28 protein-coding genes and 1 tRNA gene are annotated in these 24,817 nt (G+C 36.0%); 14 read left to right on the top strand and 15 right to left on the bottom strand.

Annotation, left to right across the window (positions count from 1 at the left end; all coding sequences use genetic code 11):
- Positions 1–239 precede the first annotated feature (239 nt).
- The 4 genes from PGOND44_RS09185 (at position 240) to PGOND44_RS09165 (ending at position 4,838) form a co-directional block, all read left to right on the top strand.
- A complete protein-coding gene (locus PGOND44_RS09185; RefSeq protein WP_003440530.1) occupies positions 240–929 on the top strand; it encodes a glycosyltransferase family 2 protein in 690 nt (229 codons plus the stop codon).
- Positions 926–2,392, top strand: a complete 1,467-nt coding sequence (locus tag PGOND44_RS09180; RefSeq protein ID WP_003440528.1) for a cellulose synthase family protein — start codon at positions 926–928, stop codon at positions 2,390–2,392. Before PGOND44_RS09185 ends, PGOND44_RS09180 begins: the two co-directional genes overlap by 4 nt.
- Positions 2,393–2,433: 41 nt before the next feature.
- Positions 2,434–3,786: a glycosyltransferase ArnT-like protein gene (locus tag PGOND44_RS09175; RefSeq protein WP_236611981.1), complete on the top strand. Its 1,353-nt coding sequence runs from the start codon at positions 2,434–2,436 to the stop codon at positions 3,784–3,786.
- Positions 3,787–4,124: 338 nt separating this feature from the next.
- Positions 4,125–4,838 (top strand): hypothetical protein, encoded by a 714-nt coding sequence (locus tag PGOND44_RS09165; RefSeq protein WP_003440523.1) that lies wholly within the window; start codon positions 4,125–4,127, stop codon positions 4,836–4,838.
- On the opposite strand, the gene PGOND44_RS09160 is transcribed toward PGOND44_RS09165, so the two are convergent.
- The 3 genes from PGOND44_RS09160 to PGOND44_RS09150 are packed head-to-tail and all read right to left on the bottom strand — an operon-like array spanning position 4,835 to position 7,558.
- The gene (locus tag PGOND44_RS09160; RefSeq protein WP_003440521.1) at positions 4,835–5,830 is read right to left on the bottom strand and encodes a metal-dependent hydrolase; all 996 of its coding nucleotides are present in this window, start codon (positions 5,828–5,830) and stop codon (positions 4,835–4,837) included. The two genes, PGOND44_RS09165 and PGOND44_RS09160, sit on opposite strands and share 4 nt — an antisense overlap.
- Positions 5,830–7,080, bottom strand: a complete 1,251-nt coding sequence (locus tag PGOND44_RS09155) for an aspartate kinase (protein WP_003440518.1) — start codon at positions 7,078–7,080, stop codon at positions 5,830–5,832. The genes PGOND44_RS09160 and PGOND44_RS09155 overlap by 1 nt, the downstream gene beginning before the upstream one ends.
- A 4-nt stretch (positions 7,081–7,084) precedes the next feature.
- Positions 7,085–7,558, bottom strand: coding sequence for a GNAT family N-acetyltransferase (locus PGOND44_RS09150; RefSeq protein WP_003440515.1), 474 nt, complete (start codon positions 7,556–7,558; stop codon positions 7,085–7,087).
- Between the two features lie 109 nt (positions 7,559–7,667).
- Here PGOND44_RS09150 and fbp point away from each other — a divergent pair, with 109 nt between their 5' ends.
- The gene (gene fbp / locus PGOND44_RS09145; protein WP_003440513.1) at positions 7,668–8,702 is read left to right on the top strand and encodes a class 1 fructose-bisphosphatase; all 1,035 of its coding nucleotides are present in this window, start codon (positions 7,668–7,670) and stop codon (positions 8,700–8,702) included.
- Here the strand turns inward: fbp and PGOND44_RS09140 are convergent.
- A complete protein-coding gene (locus PGOND44_RS09140) occupies positions 8,699–9,127 on the bottom strand; it encodes a tellurite resistance TerB family protein (RefSeq protein ID WP_003440512.1) in 429 nt (142 codons plus the stop codon). The two genes, fbp and PGOND44_RS09140, sit on opposite strands and share 4 nt — an antisense overlap.
- A gap of 79 nt (positions 9,128–9,206) precedes the next feature.
- On the opposite strand from PGOND44_RS09140, the gene PGOND44_RS09135 reads away from it, so the two are divergent.
- From PGOND44_RS09135 to PGOND44_RS09120, 4 genes are read left to right on the top strand one after another with little or no spacing between them, the layout of a single operon-like run.
- Positions 9,207–9,638 carry an ATP-dependent zinc protease family protein gene (locus tag PGOND44_RS09135; protein ID WP_003440510.1) on the top strand — a complete coding sequence of 144 codons (432 nt, stop codon included), beginning with the start codon at positions 9,207–9,209 and terminating at the stop codon, positions 9,636–9,638.
- Positions 9,628–10,500 carry a 30S ribosomal protein S6--L-glutamate ligase gene (gene rimK, locus PGOND44_RS09130; RefSeq protein ID WP_003440508.1) on the top strand — a complete coding sequence of 291 codons (873 nt, stop codon included), beginning with the start codon at positions 9,628–9,630 and terminating at the stop codon, positions 10,498–10,500. The genes PGOND44_RS09135 and rimK overlap by 11 nt, the downstream gene beginning before the upstream one ends.
- Positions 10,500–11,480 carry a succinylglutamate desuccinylase/aspartoacylase family protein gene (locus PGOND44_RS09125; RefSeq protein WP_003440506.1) on the top strand — a complete coding sequence of 327 codons (981 nt, stop codon included), beginning with the start codon at positions 10,500–10,502 and terminating at the stop codon, positions 11,478–11,480. The genes rimK and PGOND44_RS09125 overlap by 1 nt, the downstream gene beginning before the upstream one ends.
- Positions 11,473–12,039 carry a 5-formyltetrahydrofolate cyclo-ligase gene (locus PGOND44_RS09120; RefSeq protein ID WP_003440505.1) on the top strand — a complete coding sequence of 189 codons (567 nt, stop codon included), beginning with the start codon at positions 11,473–11,475 and terminating at the stop codon, positions 12,037–12,039. The genes PGOND44_RS09125 and PGOND44_RS09120 overlap by 8 nt, the downstream gene beginning before the upstream one ends.
- Here PGOND44_RS09120 and PGOND44_RS15320 read toward each other — a convergent pair.
- Genes PGOND44_RS15320 through PGOND44_RS09110 form a run of 3 tightly spaced genes read right to left on the bottom strand, consistent with a single transcriptional unit; the run spans position 12,036 to position 14,500 of the window.
- Positions 12,036–12,164: a FeoB-associated Cys-rich membrane protein gene (locus tag PGOND44_RS15320; RefSeq protein ID WP_081606522.1), complete on the bottom strand. Its 129-nt coding sequence runs from the start codon at positions 12,162–12,164 to the stop codon at positions 12,036–12,038. The two genes, PGOND44_RS09120 and PGOND44_RS15320, sit on opposite strands and share 4 nt — an antisense overlap.
- Before the next feature lie 7 nt (positions 12,165–12,171).
- Positions 12,172–14,274 (bottom strand): ferrous iron transport protein B, encoded by a 2,103-nt coding sequence (feoB, locus tag PGOND44_RS09115; protein ID WP_003440503.1) that lies wholly within the window; start codon positions 14,272–14,274, stop codon positions 12,172–12,174.
- On the bottom strand, positions 14,267–14,500 hold the full coding sequence (locus tag PGOND44_RS09110; RefSeq protein WP_003440494.1) for a FeoA family protein: 234 nt from the start codon (positions 14,498–14,500) through the stop codon (positions 14,267–14,269). Before PGOND44_RS09110 ends, feoB begins: the two co-directional genes overlap by 8 nt.
- 180 nt (positions 14,501–14,680) lie before the next feature.
- Between PGOND44_RS09110 and asnS the strand changes: the two genes are divergently transcribed.
- From asnS to PGOND44_RS09090, 4 genes are all read left to right on the top strand, one after another.
- Positions 14,681–16,123: an asparagine--tRNA ligase gene (asnS, locus tag PGOND44_RS09105; RefSeq protein WP_003440491.1), complete on the top strand. Its 1,443-nt coding sequence runs from the start codon at positions 14,681–14,683 to the stop codon at positions 16,121–16,123.
- Entirely contained in the window at positions 16,110–16,988 is an 879-nt protein-coding gene (locus PGOND44_RS09100; protein ID WP_003440488.1) for an RluA family pseudouridine synthase, read from the top strand. The genes asnS and PGOND44_RS09100 overlap by 14 nt, the downstream gene beginning before the upstream one ends.
- 83 nt (positions 16,989–17,071) lie before the next feature.
- On the top strand, positions 17,072–18,520 hold the full coding sequence (gene rpoN, locus PGOND44_RS09095; RefSeq protein ID WP_003440485.1) for an RNA polymerase factor sigma-54: 1,449 nt from the start codon (positions 17,072–17,074) through the stop codon (positions 18,518–18,520).
- Positions 18,517–19,131, top strand: coding sequence for a hypothetical protein (locus PGOND44_RS09090; protein ID WP_003440482.1), 615 nt, complete (start codon positions 18,517–18,519; stop codon positions 19,129–19,131). The genes rpoN and PGOND44_RS09090 overlap by 4 nt, the downstream gene beginning before the upstream one ends.
- Here the strand turns inward: PGOND44_RS09090 and PGOND44_RS09085 are convergent, their stop codons facing one another.
- From PGOND44_RS09085 to PGOND44_RS09050, 8 genes are all read right to left on the bottom strand, one after another.
- A complete protein-coding gene (locus PGOND44_RS09085; protein WP_040555972.1) occupies positions 19,132–19,830 on the bottom strand; it encodes a porin family protein in 699 nt (232 codons plus the stop codon). It lies immediately after the preceding gene.
- Positions 19,831–19,925: 95 nt separating this feature from the next.
- Positions 19,926–20,408: an ExbD/TolR family protein gene (locus PGOND44_RS09080; protein WP_003440477.1), complete on the bottom strand. Its 483-nt coding sequence runs from the start codon at positions 20,406–20,408 to the stop codon at positions 19,926–19,928.
- Positions 20,409–20,422: 14 nt separating this feature from the next.
- The gene (locus PGOND44_RS09075) at positions 20,423–21,031 is read right to left on the bottom strand and encodes an ExbD/TolR family protein (RefSeq protein WP_003440476.1); all 609 of its coding nucleotides are present in this window, start codon (positions 21,029–21,031) and stop codon (positions 20,423–20,425) included.
- A 2-nt stretch (positions 21,032–21,033) separates the two neighbouring features.
- On the bottom strand, positions 21,034–21,468 hold the full coding sequence (locus tag PGOND44_RS09070; RefSeq protein WP_003440474.1) for a hypothetical protein: 435 nt from the start codon (positions 21,466–21,468) through the stop codon (positions 21,034–21,036).
- Positions 21,469–21,473: 5 nt separating this feature from the next.
- Positions 21,474–22,262: a MotA/TolQ/ExbB proton channel family protein gene (locus PGOND44_RS09065; RefSeq protein WP_003440472.1), complete on the bottom strand. Its 789-nt coding sequence runs from the start codon at positions 22,260–22,262 to the stop codon at positions 21,474–21,476.
- A gap of 60 nt (positions 22,263–22,322) precedes the next feature.
- Positions 22,323–22,412: transfer RNA gene (locus PGOND44_RS09060), tRNA-Ser, on the bottom strand.
- A gap of 81 nt (positions 22,413–22,493) precedes the next feature.
- The gene (locus PGOND44_RS09055) at positions 22,494–23,513 is read right to left on the bottom strand and encodes an asparaginase (RefSeq protein ID WP_003440469.1); all 1,020 of its coding nucleotides are present in this window, start codon (positions 23,511–23,513) and stop codon (positions 22,494–22,496) included.
- Positions 23,514–23,526: 13 nt separating this feature from the next.
- Complete coding sequence (locus PGOND44_RS09050) at positions 23,527–24,294, bottom strand: TatD family hydrolase (RefSeq protein WP_003440466.1); 768 nt, start codon at positions 24,292–24,294, stop codon at positions 23,527–23,529.
- A gap of 51 nt (positions 24,295–24,345) precedes the next feature.
- On the opposite strand from PGOND44_RS09050, the gene PGOND44_RS09045 reads away from it, so the two are divergent.
- A complete protein-coding gene (locus tag PGOND44_RS09045) occupies positions 24,346–24,783 on the top strand; it encodes a retropepsin-like aspartic protease (RefSeq protein WP_003440463.1) in 438 nt (145 codons plus the stop codon).
- The last annotated feature ends 34 nt before the right edge of the window (positions 24,784–24,817 follow it).

Here is a 24,817-nt window from a genome sequence, read left to right as displayed (position 1 = left end):
TAATTTTTTCTAAAACTACTTAATTAAAATCATTTGGCAAATCTTCTTTAAAAAAAAGGAAATTGTGGAAAACTAACCACAATTTCCAATCTATCAACAAAAAAACAACCATTACAAAAAAACACTCTAATCTCAACTACATCTATTTACGCAAATAAGTCTCTTAAGGTTTATTATATTAATTGAAATGAATTGCAGTTTCGCACGACTATATCTCTAAAAGCGTATTTTCGCGGCTTATGAAGATGATACGAGTTATTATACCAGCGTTTAACGAGGAAAAGTCCATTTCTAAAGTCATTGGTGATATCCCGACTCACATTACAGAGATTATAGTCGTAGACAATAATTCTACAGATCACACCAACAAAGTTGCTGCAAATGCAGGCGCAACCGTTCTTTCAGAATCCAAATCTGGCTACGGGAATGCCTGTTTGAAAGGCGTGTCTTATTTAAAAACTCTGGATCAGCAAACCGATATAGTTGTCTTTTTAGATGGGGATTATAGTGACTACCCCGAGGAAATAGATAAAATCCTCGCGCCAATCATCAATGATCATATTGATTTTGTGATAGGAGCTAGAGTCAAATCCAAACGAGAGCCTGGCTCAATGACCTTTCCACAAGTATTTGGTAATTGGCTAGCTACATCACTGATGCGAGTTTTCTTTAAATCGAAATTTACAGATCTAGGCCCTTTCCGGGCTATAAAATATGAAAAGCTGTTAAATTTGAAGATGGAAGATAAAACCTACGGGTGGACTGTAGAAATGCAGCTGAAAGCTCTAAAACAATCTTTATCTTACACTGAAGTTGAAGTTCGTTATAGAAACCGAATTGGACAATCTAAAGTCTCCGGAACTGTAAAAGGAGCGGTTATGGCTGGCGTAAAGATTCTAGGTTGGATTTTCAAATACACATTTAAATGATACTTGACTATATTATAATTGGTATTTACAGCATTGCTTTATTAGTTATCTTACTCTACAGTTTAGCTCAGCTTCAACTTGTTCTGAATTATAAGAAGGCCAAACAGCAAGTTTCAAAAAACCCTATTGAACCCCAAGAGTGGCCAAAAGTGACGATCCAACTCCCGCTTTATAATGAAAAATATGTGGTTAAGCGCTTATTAGATAATATTTCTAAACTAGAGTATCCTTCCTCCCAGCTCGAAATTCAGGTTCTTGACGATTCTACAGATGAATCTAAAGCCTATACCAAAAAACTAACTGAAGACTTAATTCAAAGAGGAATAAATGCTAAATACATCCACAGAACCAATAGGATAGATTTTAAGGCTGGAGCTCTACGCGAAGGTCTTGACGAAGCTGAAGGAGAATTTATTGCAGTTTTTGATGCGGACTTTTTACCTCAGCCCAACTGGCTAAAGCAAACTATTCCTCATTTCAACACTCCTCATATTGGTGTAGTCCAAACCCGTTGGGGACATGTGAATAGAGATTACAGCCTATTGACCAAAATACAAGCCTTTGCTTTAGATTTTCATTTTCTCGTTGAACAAGTAGGTAGAAAATACGGAGGTCACTTTATCAACTTTAATGGAACTGCAGGAATCTGGAGAAAATCTTGCATTTTGGATGCAGGGAATTGGCAGGGAGATACGCTTACAGAAGATCTAGATTTAAGCTATAGAGCCCAGCTGAGGGGCTGGACCTTTACCTATCTTAAAGATGTAGTGACTCCAGCAGAACTCCCCGTGGTTCTAAGCGCCGCAAGGTCTCAACAGTTTCGATGGAATAAAGGAGCTGCAGAAAACTTCAAGAAAAATTTTAGTGAAATTTGGTGTAGCAAGGATCTAAAACCCCTTTCTAAATTACACAGCTTTTTTCATTTGCTCAATTCCAGTATGTTCTTATTGATTCTCACTGTAGCTATTTTGAGCATTCCTATCCTTTATATTAAATTTCAACAAGAATCTTGGGATATTATATTTTATATTTTGGCGGCTATGGGATCTAGTACCTTTATTTTTATGTACGGGTATTGGACCAGCTACAAAGAGATCCATAAAGGTGGATTGGTTTCTTTTTTTAAGTTTATCGGTTTGTTTATCACTTTTTTCTCTATTGCTATGGGTCTTTCCGTCCATAATAGCTTAGCGATTTTAGAAGGTCATTTTAATAAAAAATCAGCTTTTATTCGCACTCCAAAATTCGATATTTCCTCCAATACCGATACCTGGAAAGATAAAACCTACATTAACAAAAAACTTTCGATCCTCAACGGTGTAGAGCTTTTGCTTTTTTGTTATTTCATATACGGTTTATACAGCGCCTATCTAACTCAAGATTTTGGTTTGGTCATTTTCCACTTGATGCTCACCTTTGGTTTTGGTTTTATTTCCTTTAAAACCTTATTTCCCAATCACTGATGGACTCAAAAGCTGTGCATATTTTCCTAAGGTCCCTTTGCGTGGCAGTACTTTGTCTCCTCTACTATTGGATAGGCTATGAACTCGACAGAACCAGCTTTTGGTTGTTGTTCACTCTTTATACAACAGCTTTTTCAGCCTCCTACTACTTGATGCAAAGCGGGATCAAATTAAACTATTTAATCGCTCTAAGCTTTGGTCTAAAACTCATCTTCCTTTTTGCTGTACCTGAACTGTCTCAGGATTTTTATAGATTTATTTGGGACGGTATGCTAACGGTAAAAGGCTATAATCCTTATTTACATCTCCCCGTTGAACTGATGACTACTACAGAATTCAATTCTGAAAGTTTCAATGTCCTACTTTATGATAAGATGGGTGAACTGAGTGCCAATAATTATTCAACCTATCCCCCTGTAGCGCAGTTATTTTATAGTTTGAGTTATGCTATTGGAGGCAATAACCTACTATTGAATATTATAATACTGAGACTCATCAACCTAGTTGCGGAGTTAGGGATTTTATATGTTGGACTTAAAATATTAGAGCAGCTTAAATTCCCTAAAGTTCGCATTCTGTATTTTATTTTAAACCCCTTGGTGATTTTGGAATCGACCTTCAGTTTACATTTTGAGGTGGTTATGCTTGCATTTTTGGCTTTGAGTTTGTTGTATCTGTACAGGAGTCAACTACATTTATCGGCCATTGGATTAGCTGGGGCAGTTGCGGCTAAGTTGATGCCGCTTATGTTCTTACCTTTATTATTTTCTTTTTTCAATAAAAAAGGAACGGTTTTTAATACGCAACAACTTCGTAGATTTTTTAGCTTTTGTATAGTAAGCCTTATTAGCCTAGTTATAGCTTATAGTTGGCTTTGGGATTCTGAATTACTCTCCAAGAATCTCGCAACTTTATCGCTCTATTTTTCTTCTTTTGAATTTAATGCAAGTATTTACTATGTCCTTAGGTGGATTGGTTATCAATGGAAGGATTATAATATGATAGGGCTTTTTGGAAAAGTAGGCTCTATAGTGAGTTTAGGTTATATTGTTTACTTGAGTTTGAGGTATAAAAAGATAAGTTTTAGAACCTTACTTCAACACATGCTTTGGGCCAGTACTCTCTATTATCTGTTTTCAACAACAGTACATCCGTGGTATCTAATGCTTCCTCTATTTTTGGGTGTATTCACTAAGTTTAACTATATGGTGGTTTGGAGTTGGCTGGTGTTTTTAAGCTATGCGGCTTATGCGAATGCAAATTTTGAGGAAAACTCATGGCTAATAGCCTTAGAATATGGAATTCTAGCTAGCATTATAGTCTTTGAAGTACTCTTAAAAAAGAAATTATTTTTGGGAAGAAGTTCTTCGAGAGTAGATAAAGTAGACTCCTAAGAGTATTGCTAAAATAATCCCGACCCATAGTTGTTCATCTATTGGTAAGGTAATATCATCTACGGGATCTGGAGGGGGAGGTGGGCCACCTTGAGCCAATGCACAGCCCGCGGAAAAAATGAAAGCTAAGACAAGAAAGATAAGTTTTTTTATTTTCATAAAAGGACTCAATTGAGTTCTATTAGTCGACAAATTTAGTTTATTGAGATGTACCATCGTAATTTTTTAAGGAAAAAGTAAAATCAATTTTTTATTAACATTCACAATCGTACTTATTTGTGACTCAAAACAAAACTAAGTTCAGGTATATTTAGTTATTTTTGAATTAAATATAAGTTATGAAAGCTCATCTAATCGCCTTTATTCTGTTACTCCTTTTACATTTCAATACAAAGGCGCAAAGTAGCAATAAAATTGAAAACATAGCTACCATTGAAATTATTAATGATGAAAATGTCAGTATTGAAGGAGATACCATTTCTTTAAATAAGATCCACAAAAAGGTAAGAAAAGTACTTAGCTCGATGTCAATGGATGCTAATTCTTTTCCTAGTTTAACACTTATCGTGAATCAAACGGTTTCTGAGAATACCATCGAAAACATCAAATATCAAATTAGATCTACTCCTGTGCAACTCATCAATTTACAACGCAATACTATAAATATGTATGATGGGAATGAAGTCACCCAGAATATACTCGACCAATACAATGCACTCATCTCCTACTGGAACAGGCTTGAAGCAGACTCGAGATATTACAGAGCATCCGACCTAAAATTTATTGAATCTGTTGCCCTAAATATGACAATGAATCAAAGAATCAGAAATGAAAAACTTCCCGGATATTTACCTTTTGTAAAAGCAGAACCTAAATTTCCAGATCTATCTATGCTGGAGACTCTACCCAATAAAACTTATTTATTTATTCATCAAAAAGACACCTTGATAAAAGAAACTGCATTTGAAAATTTCAAAAACAATACTTACCGCTTAAAACGCAGAATCGTAGATGAGCAGAATGTAGTAATTATAGACATTTTGAAAGACTAGTTGCCTTTAATTCTTGTCCACAATTCAGAAAACAGAGCCTTTACATCCTCTCTGGTTTTTGGTTCTTCAGTAATTATTAATTCGTTATCAACTTCAGATAAGCTGTAAGAAAACACAAATTTCTCTGAAGCTGGGTCTAAACTTACCAAACCAAAACGCAAGTCATTAAAATACAATTCATTCTCTCGTTCAGAAATTATAAACCAACCCTTGGTTATGTTGGTTAACCGCTCTAAATTTTCGTATTTCAATAAGCCTTCTATTTTTTCATGCTGCTTAGGGTAAGCTCTAAATTGAATAGGTTGCGAATCGAAAATAGAATACTCACCAATAAGAAATGCAGTTGACGTTTTTACATTGGCAGACCATAATAAAATATTAAGTGGTGATGGCCTGGTCTCTAGTTCAGTATAGGAAATGTTTTGAGCGGCTAAAGCATTTTCAAATTTATCGAAGGCAAATCCTTTCGACACAAGAGATAGTATAAGATAGCTAGAACTGATTATCAATCCCCATCGATTCAATCGACGCCGCTTTACAGAAGTTCTTTGGTACCTTGAAGCTGCAATTAAACAAATTAAGAATGGTAAGGTATACAAAGGATCTATTACAAAAATCGATTTGAAGGCTATTCTCAGGTCTAAGGGCCAGAATAATTGAGTTCCCCAAGTTGTAAAACAATCTAGTAACGGGTGGGTAAAGAGACCAAAAAATACAAGAGAAGACCAGTTTTTCCAGCTCGCCTGTTTATGAATTCTGGACAGTAAATAGCCCAAAACAGGAGCCATAAGAACCGAGAATACGATAGAATGTGAAAAGCCTCTGTGAATCTCTAAAGCAGTGACGGTATCGTAGAAGTTACCTATAAAGACATCCAAATCTGGAATAGTCCCTGCGACGGCTCCGTATATCATAGCCTTGTTGCCCACTTTACGTCCTAGGACCAGTTCTCCTACGGCGGCACCTAAAACAATTTGTGTTAGCGAATCCATTAAACAGTTACAAATTGAATAGTTTCTTTATACGATTGCTTTAAAAGTACAGTTTTATCTTTTACTATATGCTGTATCGCTGCATCGTCGTAATGACGTATGGTAAACAGAGAGACGCCTTTCTGATGATCTACTTTAAATTTCGCCTTAAATATATCAATCAATTTATCTACGTTTTTAAATTTATTATCTACACAAACTGAAAAACTAATCGCTGAATTCTGAATAAGATCTACCTTGACTTGATGTTTGTGAAAAAGGGCAAAAACCTCACTGATATTCTCTTCAACAAAAAACGAAAAGTCTAAGGTGGAGAGTGAAAGAAAAACCAAATCTTTTTTAACAATATAGCATGGTAACAAAGGCTTGATCAATTTACCTTTTCCCACTTTTGTACCACTATTTTTGGGATTATAAAACGACTTTACAAAAAGCGGTATTTCTTTTTGTTGCAAGGGTTGCAACGTTTTAGGGTGAATAACAGATGCTCCAAAAAAAGCAAGCTCAATGGCTTCCTCATAAGAAATCTGCTCCAAGAGTTTAGTATTTTCAAAGACATTAGGATCGCCATTAAGCACTCCAGGGACATCTTTCCAGATTGTGACATTTTCTGCATTGAGACAATAGGCGAAAATACCCGCTGTATAATCGGAGCCTTCTCGGCCTAAGGTGGTTGTAAAATTATTGGAATCGGAGCCAATAAAACCTTGAGTGATACTTAATTCCTCCTTATTAATATGTTTGAAGATTTTTTGCTGAGTATTTTCCCAATTTACTTCAGCATCTCTGTAGGTGTCGTCTGTATCTATTAAATTCCTACAATCATGCCACACGTTGTCTAACCCAACAGACTTGAGATAGTAACTGACGATACTGGTACTAATAAGCTCACCAAAACCAACAACTTGGTCGTAAACAAAATCGTAATTTGGGGACTTATTCCTATCGAAGAAAATCGACATTTCATCAAAAAAATAATTGGTTTTGGTATAAACAGGATGAGATCTGTCTTCAAACAATTCATCTAAAATTTCATAATGGTCGTTTTTCAGTTCGGATATCGCTATTGAAAAATCCTTGCTTTTATCAAAATAAAGTGAGATGATAGTTTCGAGCATATTAGTGGTTTTACCCATGGCAGAAATGACAACGACTTTCTGTTTGGGTCCTGTCGTTTCTAAAACTGTAGCTACATTTCTTACCCCTTTCGCATCTTTTACAGATGCTCCTCCAAATTTGTATACTTGCATTTACTTAAGACTTAAAATGGTTGATTTGCTCTTCGTTTAGTTGGACGGTACGCCATTCCTTAAAAACTTTAGCTCCATATTTTTCATAAAAATCGATAGCATTTGTGTTCCAGTCTAGTACTACCCACTCTACTCTTTTAATTTTTTGAGTTTTGGCGTACATTATTACAGACTCAAACAAAGCTTTACCAATAGATTTCCCCCGCATAGGGTTGGTAACAATGAGATCCTCAAGGTGGACCGTTTCTCCCTTCCAAGTAGAAAATCTTGAATAAAACAAGGCCATAGCAATCACTTTAGAATCGACTTCGGCGACAAAACATTTGTACAGTGGATTTTTTCCAAAACCGAAATTACGAAGTTCTTCTAGGGTAACTTGAACAGCATCGGGTTCGTTTTCATAGACCGCAAGTTCTTGGATAAGCTCTAGCATATCTGGTAAATCCTCTTGAGTAGCAAACCGTACTTTGAAATCCATTTTTCGATAATTTTGGAGTAAAAATAATGAAGTAAAAATTAAAACGATTCACTTTCACGATTACATTGTGTTTTTTTTCTACTTTTGGGGCAGCTACAACGTTTTCGCTATGAAAAAAACCAATCAAACTCTCGGAGAGTTTATAATTGAAAATCAAGAATCTTTTAAATATACATCTGGGGAGCTCTCCAGACTCATCAATTCTATCAGACTAGCCGCCAAAGTGGTTAACCATGAGGTAAATAAAGCAGGTTTAGTAGATATCGTCGGTGATTATGGTAGCCAAAACATTCAAGGTGAAGATCAGAAAAAACTGGATGTTTATGCCAACGATACCTTTATACAAACCCTAATCAATAGAGAGATAGTTTGTGGTATTGCTTCAGAAGAAAATGACAATTATATTACTATACAGGGAAACAATAAAGATCATAAAAACAAGTATGTGGTCTTGATGGATCCACTTGATGGGAGTTCCAATATAGATGTAAATGTCTCGGTAGGTACTATATTTTCAATTTATAGACGGATTACACCTATTGGACAGCCTGTAGAAATGCAGGATTTCCTCCAGCCAGGGAATCAACAAGTTGCTGCAGGATATATTATTTATGGCACCTCCACAATGCTGGTTTACACAACGGGTCACGGCGTAAATGGATTTACGCTTAACCCAGCTATTGGAACTTATTATCTTTCTCATCCTGACATGAAGTTTCCAGACGATGGAAAGATTTATTCCATTAATGAAGGGAATTATATTCACTTCCCTCAGGGCGTCAAAGACTACATTAAATACTGCCAGGCTCAACGCGATAAAGATCCCTATACCTCTAGATATATAGGGTCCTTAGTGTCGGACTTTCACAGGAATATGATAAAAGGAGGCATTTACATGTATCCTAAAAGCTCGAGTGCAGAAAAAGGAAAACTAAGATTACTTTACGAATGCAATCCTATGGCTTTTATCGCTGAGCAAGCGAATGGAAAGGCCTCCGATGGTTTTAAAAGAATCCTAGATATCCAACCTACAGAGTTGCACGAACGTGTTCCTTTTTTCTGCGGAAGTAAGAAAATGGTAGAGAAAGCGGAAGACTTCATGAAAGCAGCTCATCCAAAAGAGGCTGAAACTACTGGAGCTTAATCTTCAGATTCTATAAAATACTTATAAAAATCGAATGAAAAGTTTCCTTCAAAAAGCTTTTTGGATTTGTTCACAATGCTTCGTGACTGATCTTCAGAGTAACCAAGGCCTACAGCATATTTGATAATTAAAAATTCCTCAGCTTCGTCCATTTCTCTATCGACATAAATGATCCTAAGCAAATCAAATAGATATTCTAGCCTTTGGGTTTTAGAATTGATAGCATACACTGGAAATGAAGCTGAATTATCGAGTATTTTTTCATAGTTCTCTTCAGAAACATCAAATTTCTTTGAAAAACGCTTTAATAACTTTTCTTCAATTGGCTTTATTTCTCCATCTATGGCAGCAAGGGTGACTAAGTTGGCGAAGTGATTAAGTTTTGTTGATTTTCTTATATTTTCGTAAAAATCTTCGGTAGACATGAGATTAAATTTTTGATAAATATAATATTATTTAAGTCTTAAAATTGTATTGAATTTCATTTTTGTAATTTGCGACACTATGAAGAAAAAAATAATTGGAAGATTAGACAAAGCAAATTTTCCTGACCTAAACTTAAAGGACATCTCTATAAAAGTGGATACTGGTGCTTATACGTCGTCAATTCATTGCGAGAATATGGAGGAAAAAGAAGATGGTCTGCACTGTATTTTTTTAGATGAAGAGCCTTCAAAATACAACCACAAGCCTTTCATTTTCAGTAATTACAATAAAATAAGAGTAAAAAGCAGTAATGGAATTGCTCAAAAAAGATATGAAATAAAGTCTAACATAGAAATTTTCGGAAAAGTTTATAAAATTTCACTTTCTTTGAGCAATAGAAAAGAGATGAAACATCCCGTACTTTTGGGGCGTAAATTCTTGAATAAAAAATTTATAGTTGACCCAGAATTAAAGAATATATCCTACAATAATTTCCAGCATGAACATTAAAATTTTATCGAGAAATCCAAATTTATATTCTACGAAAAGACTTGTAGAAGCCGCTAAAAAGAGGAAACATGACGTTCAAGTTATTGATCCCTTAAAATGTGATTTAGTTATAGAAAAACGCAATCCAAACATCTACTATAAGGGAGAGTATATTCTAGACACCGATGCTATTATTCCTAGAATTGGAGCTTCGGTTACCTTCTACGGGACTGCCGTTGTAAGACAGTTTGAAATGATGGGAGCCTTTAGTACTATAGAGTCTGAAGCCTTGGTGAGAAGTAGGGATAAGCTAAGAAGCTTACAAGTTTTATCTAGAGCAAAAATTGGCCTTCCAAAAACTGTCTTTACCAACTATTCTAGAGATGTGAATGGGGTAATTCAACAAGTTGGAGGTACACCTTTGGTGATTAAGCTTTTAGAAGGCACACAAGGTCTAGGAGTGGTTTTGGCCGAAACTAAAAATGCAGCCAAATCTGTTATTGAGGCCTTCAATGGTCTTAAGGCTAGAGTGATTGTCCAAGAATTTATTAAAGAAGCTAAAGGGGCAGACATACGAGTATTTGTGGTGGATGGCCATGTTGTTGGTGCTATGAAAAGACAGGGGAAAGAAGGAGAATTCCGTTCAAACCTTCACCAAGGAGGTTCTGCAGAGGTCATTGAACTTACAGACGAAGAAGAAATTGCTGCTATAAAAGCTGCTAAAGCTATGCGTCTAGGAGTGGCGGGAGTCGATTTATTACAAAGTTCTAGAGGTCCGTTAATTTTGGAAGTAAATTCTTCTCCAGGACTAGAAGGTATCGAAAGAGCAACAGGAAAAGATATTGCCAAGACTATCATTCAGTATATTGAAAAAAATGTGTAATGCCACACATCGATTCTAAAAATGTTCTTCACATCCTAGAGAGAAAAGTATTTCCAGGAGAAAAGGCGCGTATCAATTTTAATACTGCAAAACTATACACAACAACTTCTGTAGAGGTTCCTATAATTATAGAACGAGCAAAAAAACCGGGCCCAGTCCTTTTGGTAACTGCTGGAATTCATGGCGACGAAATTAATGGTGTAGAAACGGTAAGGCAATTTATAGCCAAAGGTATTCATAAGCCTACTCGAGGAACGGTTATTTGTGTACCTGTTCTCAATGTCTTCGGATTTTTGAATATGAAACGGGAGTTTCCAGATGGCAGAGACCTTAATCGCATGTTCCCTGGATCCAAAAAAGGAGCTTTAGCAAGTCGGTTTGCTTATCAATTTGCAACTGAAATTCTGCCTCTTGCAGATCACTGCTTCGATTTTCACACTGGCGGTGCTAGTCGTTTTAATGCTGCGCAAATTCGCGTAGACAAAACCGACAAAGCTTCTGAGGATCTCGCCAAAGTCTTCAACGCTCCGTTTACTGTTTACTCTTCAACCATCAAAAATTCTTACCGCAGCACTTGTCTCAAACAAGGTAAGACCATACTTCTCTTCGAAGGTGGAAAATCTCAAGATAGCAGCAAACACATTTCAAAGTACGGCGTAGATGGTTTAAAGCGAATAATGAAACATTTTGACATGCTGAAATCTAACTTTGATGCTGAGGATCCTGTAGACTCAACAAAATTTATTTCCAGTACCTATTGGATGAGAGCCAAATATAGCGGACTTCTTCACATCAAGATTCCCATTGGTAAATTCGTTCAACGAGGAGAATTTGTAGCCACTATTACAGATCCCTATGGAAGTTTTAGGCATAAGGTAAAGGCTAGCAACACAGGTTATATCATCAATGCCAACCAGTCCCCCATCGTTTATCAAGGTGATGCGATTTTTCATATTTCCAAAGACGATGCAGATGGATAAGACCAGTCTAAGACAAAAATATAAAGCGCTAAGAAGTGATTTTTCCTTAGACCAAATTGATGAGTTTAGCCTTCAAATTGCCAACCAAAGTTTAAAACTCGACATTTGGGATTTAGAATTTTACCATATCTTTCTTACTATTGAAAACCAAAAGGAAATCAATACAGAATATATACTTCATATTATCTTTGGAAAAGACGCCAATGTGGTAATCCCAAAAATGAGAGGTCAAGATCTTGAGCACTATTTACTGACAGATACCACTAAACTGAAACTTAACCAATGGAATATTCCTGAACCTGTAAATGGAATTAAAATAGATCCTCAACAACTGGATCTTGTCTTTGTTCCTTTACTTGGATATGATACTTTAGGAAACAGAGTGGGTTATGGAAAAGGATTCTACGATAGATTTTTATCGAGCTGTAAAAAAGACGTCATCAAAGTAGGTCTCTCTTTTTTTCCTCCAGACGAGGATATTTTAGAAGTCGATGATTATGACATTGCTTTAGATTATTGCATTACTCCAAAAGCTGTTTACACCTTCAAACAAAGCTAGTCTTTACACCCACAATCTCCAGAGCCACATGAGGATGAGGCCGTTTTAGACTTGAAGAAGAATTTCTTAATCAAAAAAGCTACGGCTGTCATAAAAATAAGAAGAACTAGAATTTCTTGTAACATCAATTTATTATTTTAAAATTTGAAAAGCTATTAGAGCAACTACATAAGCGAATCCAGACATTCCAAATAGCTGTATCATCGGCCACTTCCAGGTTCCGGTTTCTCTTCTTACAATAGCTAATGTACTCATACACTGCATTGCAAAGGCATAAAATAGCAACAGGCTAATACCACTTGCAAAGGTAAATAATGGACCTCCTAAAATTGGGTTGGTCTCTGCTGCCATTCTGTTTTTTATGGTTTGCTCATTATCATTTTCCACACTATAAATCGTCGCTAAGGTTCCTACAAATACTTCGCGGGCTGCAAAGGAAGCGATGATCGCTATTCCTATTTTCCAATCGTAACCTAAAGGAATAACAGCTGGCTCTATCGCTCTACCGGCATATCCAATATAAGAATTCTTGAGCTTATAGGATGAGATTTCAGTATTGATTTCTTCTTGGGATAGCTCTGTCACATCTAAAGATGCAGTGACTATAGATTCAGCGTTATCAAAATCATCCGTTGGGCCATAACTTGCCAAAACCCACAAAATAATAGAAATCGCAAGAATAATTTTCCCAGCTCCAAAAACAAAAGATTTAGTTTTTTCGATCACCGTATAAAATACATTTTTAAAAATGGGCATCTTATAATCTGGCATTTCAACTACGAAATAGGACTTAAATTCAATTTTTAGCATTTTGCTAGCTAACCAACCAGAAACAACGGCAGTCACAAAGCCAAGCAGATACAAAAGCATCAAGGTAATTCCTTGATAATTAAACACTCCAAGCCAACGCTCGTCTGGAATCACCAAACCTATAATGATAAGATATACAGGAAGTCTTGCAGAACAAGTAGTAAAAGGAACCACCAATATGGTCACTAGCCTTTCTTTCCAACTCTCTATATTTCTTGCAGCCATAACCGCGGGTATAGCACAGGCTGTCCCTGAGACTAGAGGGACAACACTCTTGCCACTCATCCCAAATTTTCGCATAATTCTATCCATCAAAAAGACGACTCGACTCATATAACCCGTTTCTTCCAAAATAGAAATGAACAAAAACAAAAAGGCGATTTGTGGAACAAAAATAACGATCCCTCCTATTCCTGGTATGATTCCTTCAGAAATTAGGTCTGAAAGCATTCCTACAGGGAAAACATCTTTTACGTATTCGCTCAGCGCCAAGAAACTTTCGTCAATAAAATCCATGGGATAAGTCGACCAATCGTAAATAGTCTGGAAAATCAAAAAAAGAATAGCTAAAAAAATCACATAACCCCAAATTTTATGAATCAAGAGCCTATCTATAGAAGCTCTTAAGCCTTTTGCTAAAGCTAAATTCTTGGTCAAGGTTTCTTTTAAGGTTTCATTGATAAACTGATACCGCTTTATAGTTTCCTTTTGCTGAAGGCGTTTAATTTCTGAATCTGATTTTGGTTTGAATCCATTTTCTGATGAAATCCTATTTCTATTGGTTTTACCAAAATTGACGTCCTGAGTAATCACCAACCATAATTTGTATAAATCTTGGTTAGGGTAAGCTTTCTTTAAAGACTCAAAATACTGTTTATCTATTTTTGAAGCCTCTAGGCAAGGAGTCACAGATAGTTTTTGATAATCCAATATGGATTGCTTAAGCTCAGTAAATCCCTTATTTTTTCTAGCACTTATAAGATTAACTTTGGTCTTCAGCCGTTTTTCTAGTAAACCCACATCTAGCTGAATGCCTTTCCTATCCATACGATCTGCCATATTGATAGCTAAGATGGTTGGCAAACCTAAATCCTTGATTTGGGTAAACAGTAAAAGGTTTCGCTTTAAATTTTCGATATCACTTATAACGACAACAACATCTGGGTAATCTTTATCATTCTTATTCAACAGTAGTTCAATGACCACATTTTCATCTAAAGAAGTTGCATTAAGACTGTAGGTGCCTGGAAGATCTAGAACATGAGCTTTCAGGTTTCTAGAGAGTTTTACAACCGCTTCTTTCTTCTCGACAGTAATGCCAGGATAGTTCCCCACCTTTTGGTTGAGACCGGTCAAGTTATTAAATACTGAAGTTTTACCTGTGTTGGGATTCCCAACTAGAGCGACATTTATTTGTTTACTCATCAGGAATAAGTTCAATGTGAATCAGCTTTGCTGTTTCTCTTCTAATCGATAAAAAAGTATCATTAATATTGAGATATAGCGGGTCTTTAAAGGGAGCAATCTGTATCAATTCAACATGATTTCCTGGCAAACACCCCATTTCTAAGAGCTTAAGTGGTATATCCTGAGAAGTCATCTCACCAATAATAGCCTTCTGTCCTTTTTTTAAACTAGCGATCGTCAACATTTATTTAGAATGATTTTAAACAAAGATATGAAGCTTTCTCGAAAATCAACAAGCTTTTTAATCATAATTACCACAAGATTCTAAAATGAGTACAAGTTAAGACTCTTCATCTATTTAGAGAAAGGTATTGTAAAGCCTTAGGGAAAAAATTATCTTTGCCTTTCTCTTAAAACAAACAAAATGATAATTAAAAAGGTAGTTGAGCTAATAGAAAGCGATCAAGTTCTACAGGACTATAAAGTTAATGGTTGGGTGAGAGCCTTTAGGAGTAATCGGTTTATCGCTTTAAACGATGGATCTTGTTTAGAGAATTTACAATGCGTCGTCGATTTTGAAAATACAGATGATGAAGTTTTAAAAAAAATAACAACAGGTGCTGCCATTTCTGTTTCTGGAACTTTAAAAGAAAGTGAGGGAAAAGGACAGAGTGTAGAATTGGAAGTGAAATCCATCGACATTCTTGGAGAAGCTCATCCAGAAGATGTGAAGAAAACCATTCTTCAGCCTAAAAAGCACTCTTTTGAAAAATTAAGAGAACAAGCTCATTTGAGAGTAAGAACAAATACGTTTGGGGCGGTAATGAGAATGCGATCCAAACTATCTTTTGCTGTACACCAATACTTCAATGACAACGGTTTCTATTACGTGAACACGCCTATTGTTACTGGAAGTGATGCTGAAGGAGCAGGAGAAATGTTTAAAGTTACCAACTTAGACTTAAAAAACCCACCAAAAACTGAAGACGGCGAGATTGATTTTTCCCAAGACTTCTTCGGAAAAGAAACCAATCTAACGGTTAGCGGTCAATTGGAAGCTGAGACTTATGCATTGGGCCTAGGAAAAGTATATACCTTTGGACCTACCTTTAGAGCAGAAAACTCCAATACGACTAGACACCTAGCGGAATTCTGGATGATTGAACCAGAAGTCGCCTTTTGTGATTTAGAAGGCAATATAGATTTAGCCGAAGATTTCATCCAATATGTCTTGAAATATATTACAGAGCATTGTAAATCTGATTTAGAATTTTTGGAAAACAGACTTCTTGAAGAGGAAAAATCTAAGCCAGAAAAAGATAGATCACCGATGCCTCTGCGTGAAAAAATAGATTTTGTCCTCAAAAATAATTTCAAAAGAGTGTCCTATACAGAGGCTATAGATATCTTAAGAAATTCGAAACCTAACAAAAAGAAAAAATTCAATTATATCATTGAAGAATGGGGGGCAGATTTACAAAGTGAGCACGAGCGCTATCTCGTAGAGAAACATTTTGGCTGTCCAGTTGTGATTTATGATTACCCAGCTGATATCAAAGCCTTTTACATGCGACTGAATGACGATGGCAAAACCGTAAGAGCCATGGATGTTCTTTTCCCCGGTATTGGTGAAATCGCAGGAGGTTCACAAAGAGAAGAACGCTACGATGTTTTACTTTCTAAAATGAGAGAAATTGGGATAGATGAAAAAGAGTTGTGGTGGTATTTGGACACCAGAAAATTTGGAACTTGTGTTCACTCTGGCTTTGGATTAGGCTTTGAACGTCTTGTGTTATTTGCTACAGGAATGTCGAACATAAGAGATGTTATTCCTTACCCTAGAAGCCCTCAAAATGCAGAATTTTAAGCCAGGAGATTGCATTGAAAGTCATCACGTGTTAGCCCTAGAAAAAAAGATCCGGCTTCAGGACTATGGATTTACTGTGTTTGAGTCAATTAAAACTAAGAGTGCTCTAAAAAAGGCCATTAAGAAGGGACTTATTTTTCTTAATGGTCGAGTTGCTGAAACATCAGATTGGATAGAACAAGGTCAAATTTTGGAATTGTATGCCGAAGAGCTTCATCATAAAAAGAAAGTTTTTCCATTACGACTCGAGGTTATTTTTGAGGACGACTCTATGGCTGTGGTGAATAAGCCTGAAGGATATCCTACCAATGGGAATTATTTCAAAACCATTGAAAACGCCTTAGCCTTTAATCTAAAAGTCTCTTCAGAAAAAGATAAACTCCCCTATCCACAGCCCGTTCATAGACTCGATAATCCTACATCTGGCCTACTGATAATTGCTAAAACCTTAACTTCAAAATCCTTCCTTTCAGTTTTATTCGAGCACAATAAGGTTCATAAAACCTATTTAGCTATCGTTGAAGGACACTTCGATCCTCTTAGTGATGTCATAAGCCTAGATATTGATGGAAAACAAAGTTCTACCAACTATAGGGTTGAAAAGGCGTTTAAAATAAATCAAGAGGATTTCAGTGTATTGAGCTTGAAGCCTAGCTCCGGGAGAACCCATCAGCTGAGAATTCACCTCTCAAAAATAGGTCATCCTATAGTTGGTGACAAAACCTATGGTTCCCTTAAAACATCTAACACGCTAATGTTATTTGCTTCCTCTCTCGAGCTCCATCATCCTAAAACCAATAAAAGATTAAGTTTCGAAACAGAATTACCACATAAATTCGTTAAATTTATAAATAGGAGTTTGTAATCTTTTAGATTTGAAATGCAGTAACCTAACCTAATTTTGATTAGGGTTCTCCGTCGAACAAGTAAAAAATTGACTAAAACATAATGCTCAAACAAGGCCTAAATTTAAAGTTATCACAAAAACTATCCCCTCAACAAATCCAGTTGATGAAGCTGATACAGCTTCCTACCTTGGCCTTTGAGCAAAGAGTAAAGCAGGAATATGAAGAAAATCCTGCCTTGGATGCTGGCAAGGAAAAGGATGAATTTGAAGATGAATTCAGTAATGAAAATACCGAAGAGGAAAGGGATATTATTGAAACAGAATTTGATGTAGATGATTATTTGAGTGATGATGAAGTTCCTAGTTATAAATTAAAGGCCAATAATTACAGTGCCGACGACGAAGACAAACAAGTCCCTTATGCCTCTGGGACCTCCTTTTCTCAATTTCTTAAAACACAATTACAAACCTTTAGTTTTAAAGAAAATCAAGAAGAAATCGCCTTTTTTCTAGTAGGTAGCGTTGATGATAGTGGATATATAAGACGTTCCCTTATAGATATTGTAGATGATTTGGCTTTCACCCAAAACATCTATACCGACGAAGAAACCGTAGAAAAGGTTCTGAAAATAGTTCAATCTCTAGACCCAGCTGGAGTTGGCGCTAGAGACTTGAGAGAATGTTTATTGATTCAACTTCACAGAAAAAATAAGACAGAGAGCGCTGACTTAGCCTACAGAATCGTTGATGAGGCGTTTGATAAGTTCAGTAAAAAGCATTATGAAAAGCTCATTCAAAAATTTTCTATTTCCGAAGAAAAACTCAAAGAAGCTATTGAAGAAATTGAACATCTCAACCCAAAACCTGGCGCTTCTTTTTCCGGAAATAGTAGATCGGTAGAGCATGTCATTCCAGACTTTGCCATTCACATAAAAAATGGAGAGCTGGAGCTCACCTTGAATGGTAGAAATGCGCCAGAAATGCATATTTCACGTGATTATTCCAATATGCTGAAGGGATACAAAGAGTCTACTAAAAAAACGAGAGAACAGAAAGAAGCAGTCTTTTTCATCAAACAAAAACTAGATTCTGCAAAGTGGTTTATCGATGCTATAAAACAAAGACAAGACACCTTGTACTCTACCATGTATTCTATTATGATTCATCAAAAAGACTACTTTTTGTCTGGTGATGAAAGGAGCTTGAAGCCGATGATCCTAAAAGATATCGCAGAGAAAATCAATATGGACATCAGTACTGTTTCTCGAGTGGCTAATAGCAAATATGTGGAAACACCTTATGGAACTTTTTTGATTAAAAGTTTCTTTTCAGAATCAATGACAAACGAAGAAGGGGAAGAAGTATCCACTAGAGAGATTAAAAAAATCTTAGAAATGACTATTGATTCAGAAGACAAAAAGAAGCCGCATACCGATGCTAAATTGGCTCAGATTTTAAAAGAGAAAGGTTATCCTATAGCTCGACGAACTATTGCTAAATATAGAGAACAATTGGATTTGCCTGTAGCCAGACTTCGTAAGGAAATATGAAATCACTAAGGCGATTTTCTAAAGCAGTTTCCATTCTTGGCCATCCACTCTGGATGCCATTACTCGGGTGCTTGTATTACTTCTATGCCATTCCAAACTACTTAGATAACCAACTCATCACGGCAAAACTACTTGCCATTTCCATTCTTACTATTTTCTTACCCATAGTTTTTCTATTTATATCTAAGAATTTAAAACTCATTTCGGATTATGAACTTTCCAAAGTCAGAGAAAGGCGATTATTTTTGATGCTTTTTATCCTTTTGATCTTAGTGTTACTCAACAGAATTATAGACGTCTACAACTATAGAACTCTATTTTATTTTTTCTCGGGCATCTTATTTTCTGGTATTATTTCTTTGCTCTTTAGTATGTTTAGCATAAAAATAAGCCTGCATGCTTTAGGGATAAGTGGATTAACCTGTTTTATTATTGGCTTGAGTTTATCCTTTCATGTAAGCATGCTCCTGTCTATTGTATTTTTTACTCTATTCTTAGGCGTTGTGAGTTCATCTAGAGTGTTTCAAAACGCACATACGGTCCCAGAGATCTTTTTAGGGATTATAGCAGGGATTTTACCTCAGTTATATTTCTTCAGTTATTGGGTATAGCTATAGAAAGAAAAATACGAGACCTGCCTTTATAGGGGTAATGCTCACACGCTCTCCTGTCGACTCAATTTCACCGTCAAAGACTGGGGTAAGACTCATGTTTACAAAAAAGTTGATGGCACCATAACCAAAAGTAAGTTTAGCGCTGGTTCTAAAAGAATTAAGAGCATCAACATCTGTAACAGTATATTGTTCTTCAACCGACTCGAAAGTAGATTTAAAGCGAAATACATAGCCAACATGAACGCCAAGATAAACTCTCCAAAAAGCATACTTATCTATGTCTGAAGATCTCCACCGCAACTCTAGGGGTACTTCAACGATATTGGTCGTAAAGCGGTTGACATTATAGTCGCGATCGGGATTTATAGGAAGAAATATATCTTGACCCGCATTAGAATTAACCTGAAGAGATTGACCAAATGTATTAAGATTAAGACCAAGCCCTAAGCCAATTGACAGATTGCGTCTTTTATTAATGGGCATGTCTCTAATGTATCCAAACATAAGACCCCCAGAAAATCCAGATTGTTCAACATCTGAGGGTAATTCTGTCAAAAAATTGAAGCTAAACCCAAAATAAAATTGATCCTCCCTGTAGAGCGAATCATTTTTATTTTCTTTCAACCACTCAAGCTCATCTTGAGCAAGAAGCGAAGAAAAAGAAAAGAAGAAGAAAAGGAGACCTATAAATTTCATGAACAACAAAGATAAAGGAAAGATAAGCTAGTTTATAAACTTGAAAAGGCATTTCTAATTAAGAAATGCCTTTTTAAGTTCAGTAAAACAAGTGCTTATTCTAAATTAAGCGATGCTTCACCTTGTTTAGTAGTATAATTAATTTTTAATGCTTCTGCTTTACGCAATTCTTGTTTGATGTCGGATACTAACCCCATATTAGTTTCTTTATCAACTTTCAAAGCGGTAGTCAACTTATCACGTAATTCTTCACGCTTAGAGAGACGTTCCTCTTTTATAAATTGTTGTACATCGCTGATACTTGCGTATTTATCATTCAATTGAATTCTGGCTTCTGTACCAAAGGTCTCTTGATATCTTGGTGAAGGTTTCCCCGCATAGATATACATAATCAGATTTTTCTTATCCAATTTTTCGACTTGGTCTGCGAAAGGTAAAATATTTTGAACCTTAAGAGAATTGTCTCTCATTACAGTAACCACCATAAAAAAGAACAAAAGCATAAAAACAATATCCGGTAAGGATGCAGTTGAAATTGCTGGGGTTCCTCCCTCACCTTTCTTTTTAAATTTTGACATAAGTGCTCAAATTTTTATCGTTTAGGTTCTGCTTCAGATAGTTTTTGTGGGAATAACTCTTTTATAACACCAATTCTTTCTTTCAACTTATCCTTATCCCCTTGAAATTCTGGATCGTTGTAATCATCTTCCATTTCTGTAAAATCGATGTTATATAATCTATTCGCCTCTCTATCTCTTAAGACGTTATAGGCAGCGACAAGTTCGTTTTGTACTGCTATATATCTTCCGTATTGAGTTTTTCTGTCGTTCTGTAAGGAAACAACAGCTTTTACAGGATTATCTGATGAGCTAGTAAGTCTAGGGCCTTGGCAATAATCGCAAGCTTCGTCACCTAGTCCTCCACCATTATCAAGAAAATCAATAGTGGCTTGTCTAAGATTCTTAAACTCCATAATCTCGTCTTCAACTAGAAGATCACCATTGGAATTGACAAGGACAACAAAGATATTACGTTCCTTCAGTATTGGTGGCTCTTCTTGTTCATCATCTATAGGAGGTAATTTCCTTGTAATTCCGCTATCAGTTTCTATAGTTGTTGTGACTAAGAAAAAGATAAGCAAAAGGAAAGCTATATCCGCCATGGATCCAGCGTTTACCTCTGGTGCTGCTCTTTTTGCCATAATTATTTGTTTATGATTTTTCTCACACTAGATAAAAACATCGCTAATACGGCCAGTGCTGCAAGGATGTAAAAAGCTACTAATCCTGCGCTTACCCATCTAGATCCATTAGCAGATAAAATATCTCCGTCCCTCATGGCTGTTTCAGTTCCGCTAGAAACGGCGTAGGAAATAACTATAACTAAGATAAATCCACCTAATGATAACAGTGTTTTCTTAATATTCCCTGTAAAAAGAGCCTTAATAGCAAAGAAAAGAACAGCTAATACAGTCACTCCTAAAATAATGTAGGATACCCACATAAACGGAGCCAAAACACTAGTTTGTAAGGCTGCATCTGCTTCTATCGCCTCGTCCCCAGCGTTGAGAATCCTTATAAAAAGGATAGCTCCCACAACACCGAAAACGATTTTTATGATATTAAATATTTTGTTCATACTGATTATTTGTTTTTATGTGCAACTAAAATGTCAATAAGTGTAATTGAAGCATCTTCCATATCATTCACAATGCTATCAATTTTAGCAATGATATAATTATAAAATATTTGAAGAATAATAGCTACAACAAGACCAAATACAGTTGTTAAAAGGGCGACTTTAATACCACCTGCTACTAAAGAAGGTTGCATATCACCCGCTGCTTCAATTTTATCAAAAGCTTGAATCATACCTATTACAGTACCCATAAAGCCAAGCATTGGTGCTAGAGCGATAAATAAAGATACCCAGGATACATTTTTCTCTAATTGTCCCATTTGAACTCCACCATAAGCAACGACAGCTTTTTCAGAAGCCTCAACGCCTTCATGCATTCTGTCTAGACCTTGATAATAGATAGACGCTACTGGACCACTTGTATTCCTACAAACATCTTTTGCAGCCTCTACACCACCACTCTTCATTGCATCCTCAACGCTTTGAGCAAGCTTTTTAGAGTTAGTTGTTGCTAAGTTTAAGTAAATGATTCTTTCAAAAGCAATCGCTAATCCAAGAATAAGACAAAGAAGTACGATACCCATAAATCCAGGTCCACCTTCAATGAAACGGTTTTTTAATTCTTGATGGAATCCTACGCTTTCCTCAGAACCTTCTGCGGAAGCACTCGCATCATCTTGAACGAAATTGACAGCAGCTTCTGTAAAAACTTCAGAAGTGTTTGCTGCAGTTAAAGTTGTGTTACCAACTGCCATGATTGCCAAAATGGCTAAAATTGAAAATAATCTTTTCATTGTTGTCTGTCTTAGAATTAATAATTAGTGTTTAAATGATTTTAGTTTGTAAGTGAACAGCAGAGAGGAAGGGATTCGAACCCTCGGTTCCGATACAATCGGAACATACGCTTTCCAAGCGCACACCTTCGACCACTCGGTCACCTCTCTAGTTTTAAAATGAACATTTATTAACGCATAGCAAATAAATAAAAAAAAATAGTTTTACAAGAAGAAATGAGCGTTAATTTTTTAATTCATTTCTCCACGTAGTGAAGTTTCAAATATAGTTTTAAATACTTTAGGCCCCAATTTTTTGGACAAAAGATACATCATTTTCCCGACAGCAGCCTCTGTCGTAATGTCTCCTCCACTTATAACTCCAATGTTTTTTAAGCCCGCACTCGTAGCGTATTTGCCCATTATCACTGACCCGCCAACACACTGAGTCACATTTACAACTTTCACTCCTCGATCTATAACCGACTTTAAAAGCTCCAAAAACCATGGATCTGTTTTCGCATTTCCACTCCCAAAAGTTTCTAAAACAATCCCCTCGAGATGCGGAATGTTAAAAATATGACTTAAAGTTTTATAATTAATTCCAGGAAATAGTTTCAATATGAGAATATTATCATTTAAGAGCTTATGAACTAGCATTTTCTTTCTCACATTGGGCTTGATCAATTTATCGTAGCTGATCTTGAGATTAACACCCGATTCTGCAATAGGAGGAAAATTTGAAGACGCGAAGGCTTCAAAATGCTCTGCATTCACTTTAGTCGTTCTATTTGCCCTGTAAAGTTTATATTCAAAGTAAAGTCCAACTTCTTTAATAACGGTTTCCCCCTGCTCTTTAAGACCAGCTAACTGTATGCTAGTAATCAAATTTTCTTTTGCATCTGTACGCAAGTCACCTATAGGAAGTTGAGATCCTGTAAAAATAATAGGTTTTTTTAAATTCTCGAACATAAAAGAAATTACTGAGGCAGAATAAGACATGGTATCACTTCCGTGCAAAACGACAAATCCATCGTAGTCTTCAAAATTGATTTCTATCAACTCCGCCAACTTTACATAATCTGTTATATCCATATCTGAAGAATCCACAGGTTCTTCAAAACTTACCGTACTGATATCGTGTTCCAATAATTTCAACTCGGGAATATTAGACAAAAGCTCGTCAAAATTGAAAGCCGCAAGGGCACCAGTTTCAGGATTTTTTACCATCCCAATTGTACCACCTGTATAAACGAGTAAGATTTTAGACATAACTGATGCTATATTAGATTCCGAAGACCTCCTTTGAGTTTTTTGTGGTTTGTAGGGCAATATCCTCAAGGCTTAAGTCGTAAAGTTCGGCTAATTTCTCCGCAACTTTCAACACATAAGCACTTTCATTTCGCTTCCCTCTATAAGGCTTTGGTGCTAAATAAGGCGAATCTGTTTCCAGAACAATATGTTTTAAGTCAATCTCATTTAAAAACTGATCTATTTTACCGTTTTTAAAGGTCGACACCCCCCCTATTCCTAATTTCATATTGTACCCTATAGCTTGTTCGGCTTGCGTTTTTGTTCCTGTAAAGCAATGGAAAATTCCGTGTAAGTCCTTTCCTTTCTCTTCTTCAAGGACTTCAAACACCTCATCAAAAGCTTCTCTACAGTGAATCACAATAGGAAGTTTATAAGACTTAGCGAGTTGAATTTGACGCTTGAAGGCTTTTCTCTGAGCTTCTAAGAAACTTTTATCCCAATACAAATCTATACCAATTTCACCAATGGCATAAAATTTTCTTTTCTTGAGTTGTTCCTCCACATGCTTTAGCTCCTCTTCCACGGTTTCGGAGACAGAGGTTGGATGCAATCCCATCATCAAAAACATTTGCTCTGGATAACGACGTTCCAAATCGTACATGGCTTGGGTTGTTTCTGAATCTATAGCAGGAATAAAAAACCGTTTCACTTCATTATCTAGTGCTCTTTGGATCATTTCTTCTCTGTCTTCATCAAAAGCTTGAGAATATAAATGAGTATGTGTATCTGTAATTATCATAAGGGCAAATTTATTTAAAACGAAACTTTATATTTGCCGAAAACTCTATAAATGTCTTCCTTAAAATCATTTTTACTAGAAAAGAAGTATAAAGCACTTAAGATGAATACTACTGAAACTAATCATTTTGAATGTAAAGTCCTCATCAACGGTGTTGAAGGAAGTTTTATCATAGATACTGGGGCTTCCAGTTCTTGTATCGACTTTATTTATGCAGAGCATTTCAATTTATTTTCTGAAGATAGTAATATCAAAGCTGCTGGAGCGGGGGCGACCAATATGCTTACCAAAACGTCTACCAGTAACAAAGTAAGCATTGGCAAGTGGACCAAAAAAAAAGTCGATTTAATTTTATTCGATCTCTCTCACGTCAATAAAGCCTTAAGCGATCATGATGCTGAACTGGTTCACGGCATCATAGGAGCCGATATTCTTAAAAGAGGAAAAGCGGTTATCGATTATAAAACCAGTCGCCTCTATTTAAAGTAAGAGTTATTTGTATTTGAAGTAAAATAGATCTTGC

Origin of the sequence: Psychroflexus gondwanensis ACAM 44, assembly GCF_000355905.1 — a bacterium.
Classification (GTDB): domain Bacteria; phylum Bacteroidota; class Bacteroidia; order Flavobacteriales; family Flavobacteriaceae; genus Psychroflexus; species Psychroflexus gondwanensis.
The sequence above is the reverse complement of the archived record's forward strand: the minus strand, read 5'-3'. Positions and strand labels throughout refer to the sequence as shown.

Coding starts and splice junctions, on each gene's coding strand:
- PGOND44_RS09185 (WP_003440530.1), top strand. CDS start 240: ATGAAGATGATACGAGTTATTATACCAGCGTTTAACGAGGAAAAGTCC.
- PGOND44_RS09180 (WP_003440528.1), top strand. CDS start 926: ATGATACTTGACTATATTATAATTGGTATTTACAGCATTGCTTTATTA.
- PGOND44_RS09165 (WP_003440523.1), top strand. CDS start 4,125: ATGAAAGCTCATCTAATCGCCTTTATTCTGTTACTCCTTTTACATTTC.
- PGOND44_RS09160 (WP_003440521.1), bottom strand. CDS start 5,830: ATGGATTCGCTAACACAAATTGTTTTAGGTGCCGCCGTAGGAGAACTG.
- PGOND44_RS09155 (WP_003440518.1), bottom strand. CDS start 7,080: ATGCAAGTATACAAATTTGGAGGAGCATCTGTAAAAGATGCGAAAGGG.
- PGOND44_RS09150 (WP_003440515.1), bottom strand. CDS start 7,558: ATGGATTTCAAAGTACGGTTTGCTACTCAAGAGGATTTACCAGATATG.
- fbp (WP_003440513.1), top strand. CDS start 7,668: ATGAAAAAAACCAATCAAACTCTCGGAGAGTTTATAATTGAAAATCAA.
- PGOND44_RS09140 (WP_003440512.1), bottom strand. CDS start 9,127: ATGTCTACCGAAGATTTTTACGAAAATATAAGAAAATCAACAAAACTT.
- PGOND44_RS09135 (WP_003440510.1), top strand. CDS start 9,207: ATGAAGAAAAAAATAATTGGAAGATTAGACAAAGCAAATTTTCCTGAC.
- rimK (WP_003440508.1), top strand. CDS start 9,628: ATGAACATTAAAATTTTATCGAGAAATCCAAATTTATATTCTACGAAA.
- PGOND44_RS09125 (WP_003440506.1), top strand. CDS start 10,500: ATGCCACACATCGATTCTAAAAATGTTCTTCACATCCTAGAGAGAAAA.
- PGOND44_RS09120 (WP_003440505.1), top strand. CDS start 11,473: ATGGATAAGACCAGTCTAAGACAAAAATATAAAGCGCTAAGAAGTGAT.
- PGOND44_RS15320 (WP_081606522.1), bottom strand. CDS start 12,164: ATGTTACAAGAAATTCTAGTTCTTCTTATTTTTATGACAGCCGTAGCT.
- feoB (WP_003440503.1), bottom strand. CDS start 14,274: ATGAGTAAACAAATAAATGTCGCTCTAGTTGGGAATCCCAACACAGGT.
- PGOND44_RS09110 (WP_003440494.1), bottom strand. CDS start 14,500: ATGTTGACGATCGCTAGTTTAAAAAAAGGACAGAAGGCTATTATTGGT.
- asnS (WP_003440491.1), top strand. CDS start 14,681: ATGATAATTAAAAAGGTAGTTGAGCTAATAGAAAGCGATCAAGTTCTA.
- PGOND44_RS09100 (WP_003440488.1), top strand. CDS start 16,110: ATGCAGAATTTTAAGCCAGGAGATTGCATTGAAAGTCATCACGTGTTA.
- rpoN (WP_003440485.1), top strand. CDS start 17,072: ATGCTCAAACAAGGCCTAAATTTAAAGTTATCACAAAAACTATCCCCT.
- PGOND44_RS09090 (WP_003440482.1), top strand. CDS start 18,517: ATGAAATCACTAAGGCGATTTTCTAAAGCAGTTTCCATTCTTGGCCAT.
- PGOND44_RS09085 (WP_040555972.1), bottom strand. CDS start 19,830: ATGAAATTTATAGGTCTCCTTTTCTTCTTCTTTTCTTTTTCTTCGCTT.
- PGOND44_RS09080 (WP_003440477.1), bottom strand. CDS start 20,408: ATGTCAAAATTTAAAAAGAAAGGTGAGGGAGGAACCCCAGCAATTTCA.
- PGOND44_RS09075 (WP_003440476.1), bottom strand. CDS start 21,031: ATGGCAAAAAGAGCAGCACCAGAGGTAAACGCTGGATCCATGGCGGAT.
- PGOND44_RS09070 (WP_003440474.1), bottom strand. CDS start 21,468: ATGAACAAAATATTTAATATCATAAAAATCGTTTTCGGTGTTGTGGGA.
- PGOND44_RS09065 (WP_003440472.1), bottom strand. CDS start 22,262: ATGAAAAGATTATTTTCAATTTTAGCCATTTTGGCAATCATGGCAGTT.
- PGOND44_RS09055 (WP_003440469.1), bottom strand. CDS start 23,513: ATGTCTAAAATCTTACTCGTTTATACAGGTGGTACAATTGGGATGGTA.
- PGOND44_RS09050 (WP_003440466.1), bottom strand. CDS start 24,294: ATGATAATTACAGATACACATACTCATTTATATTCTCAAGCTTTTGAT.
- PGOND44_RS09045 (WP_003440463.1), top strand. CDS start 24,346: ATGTCTTCCTTAAAATCATTTTTACTAGAAAAGAAGTATAAAGCACTT.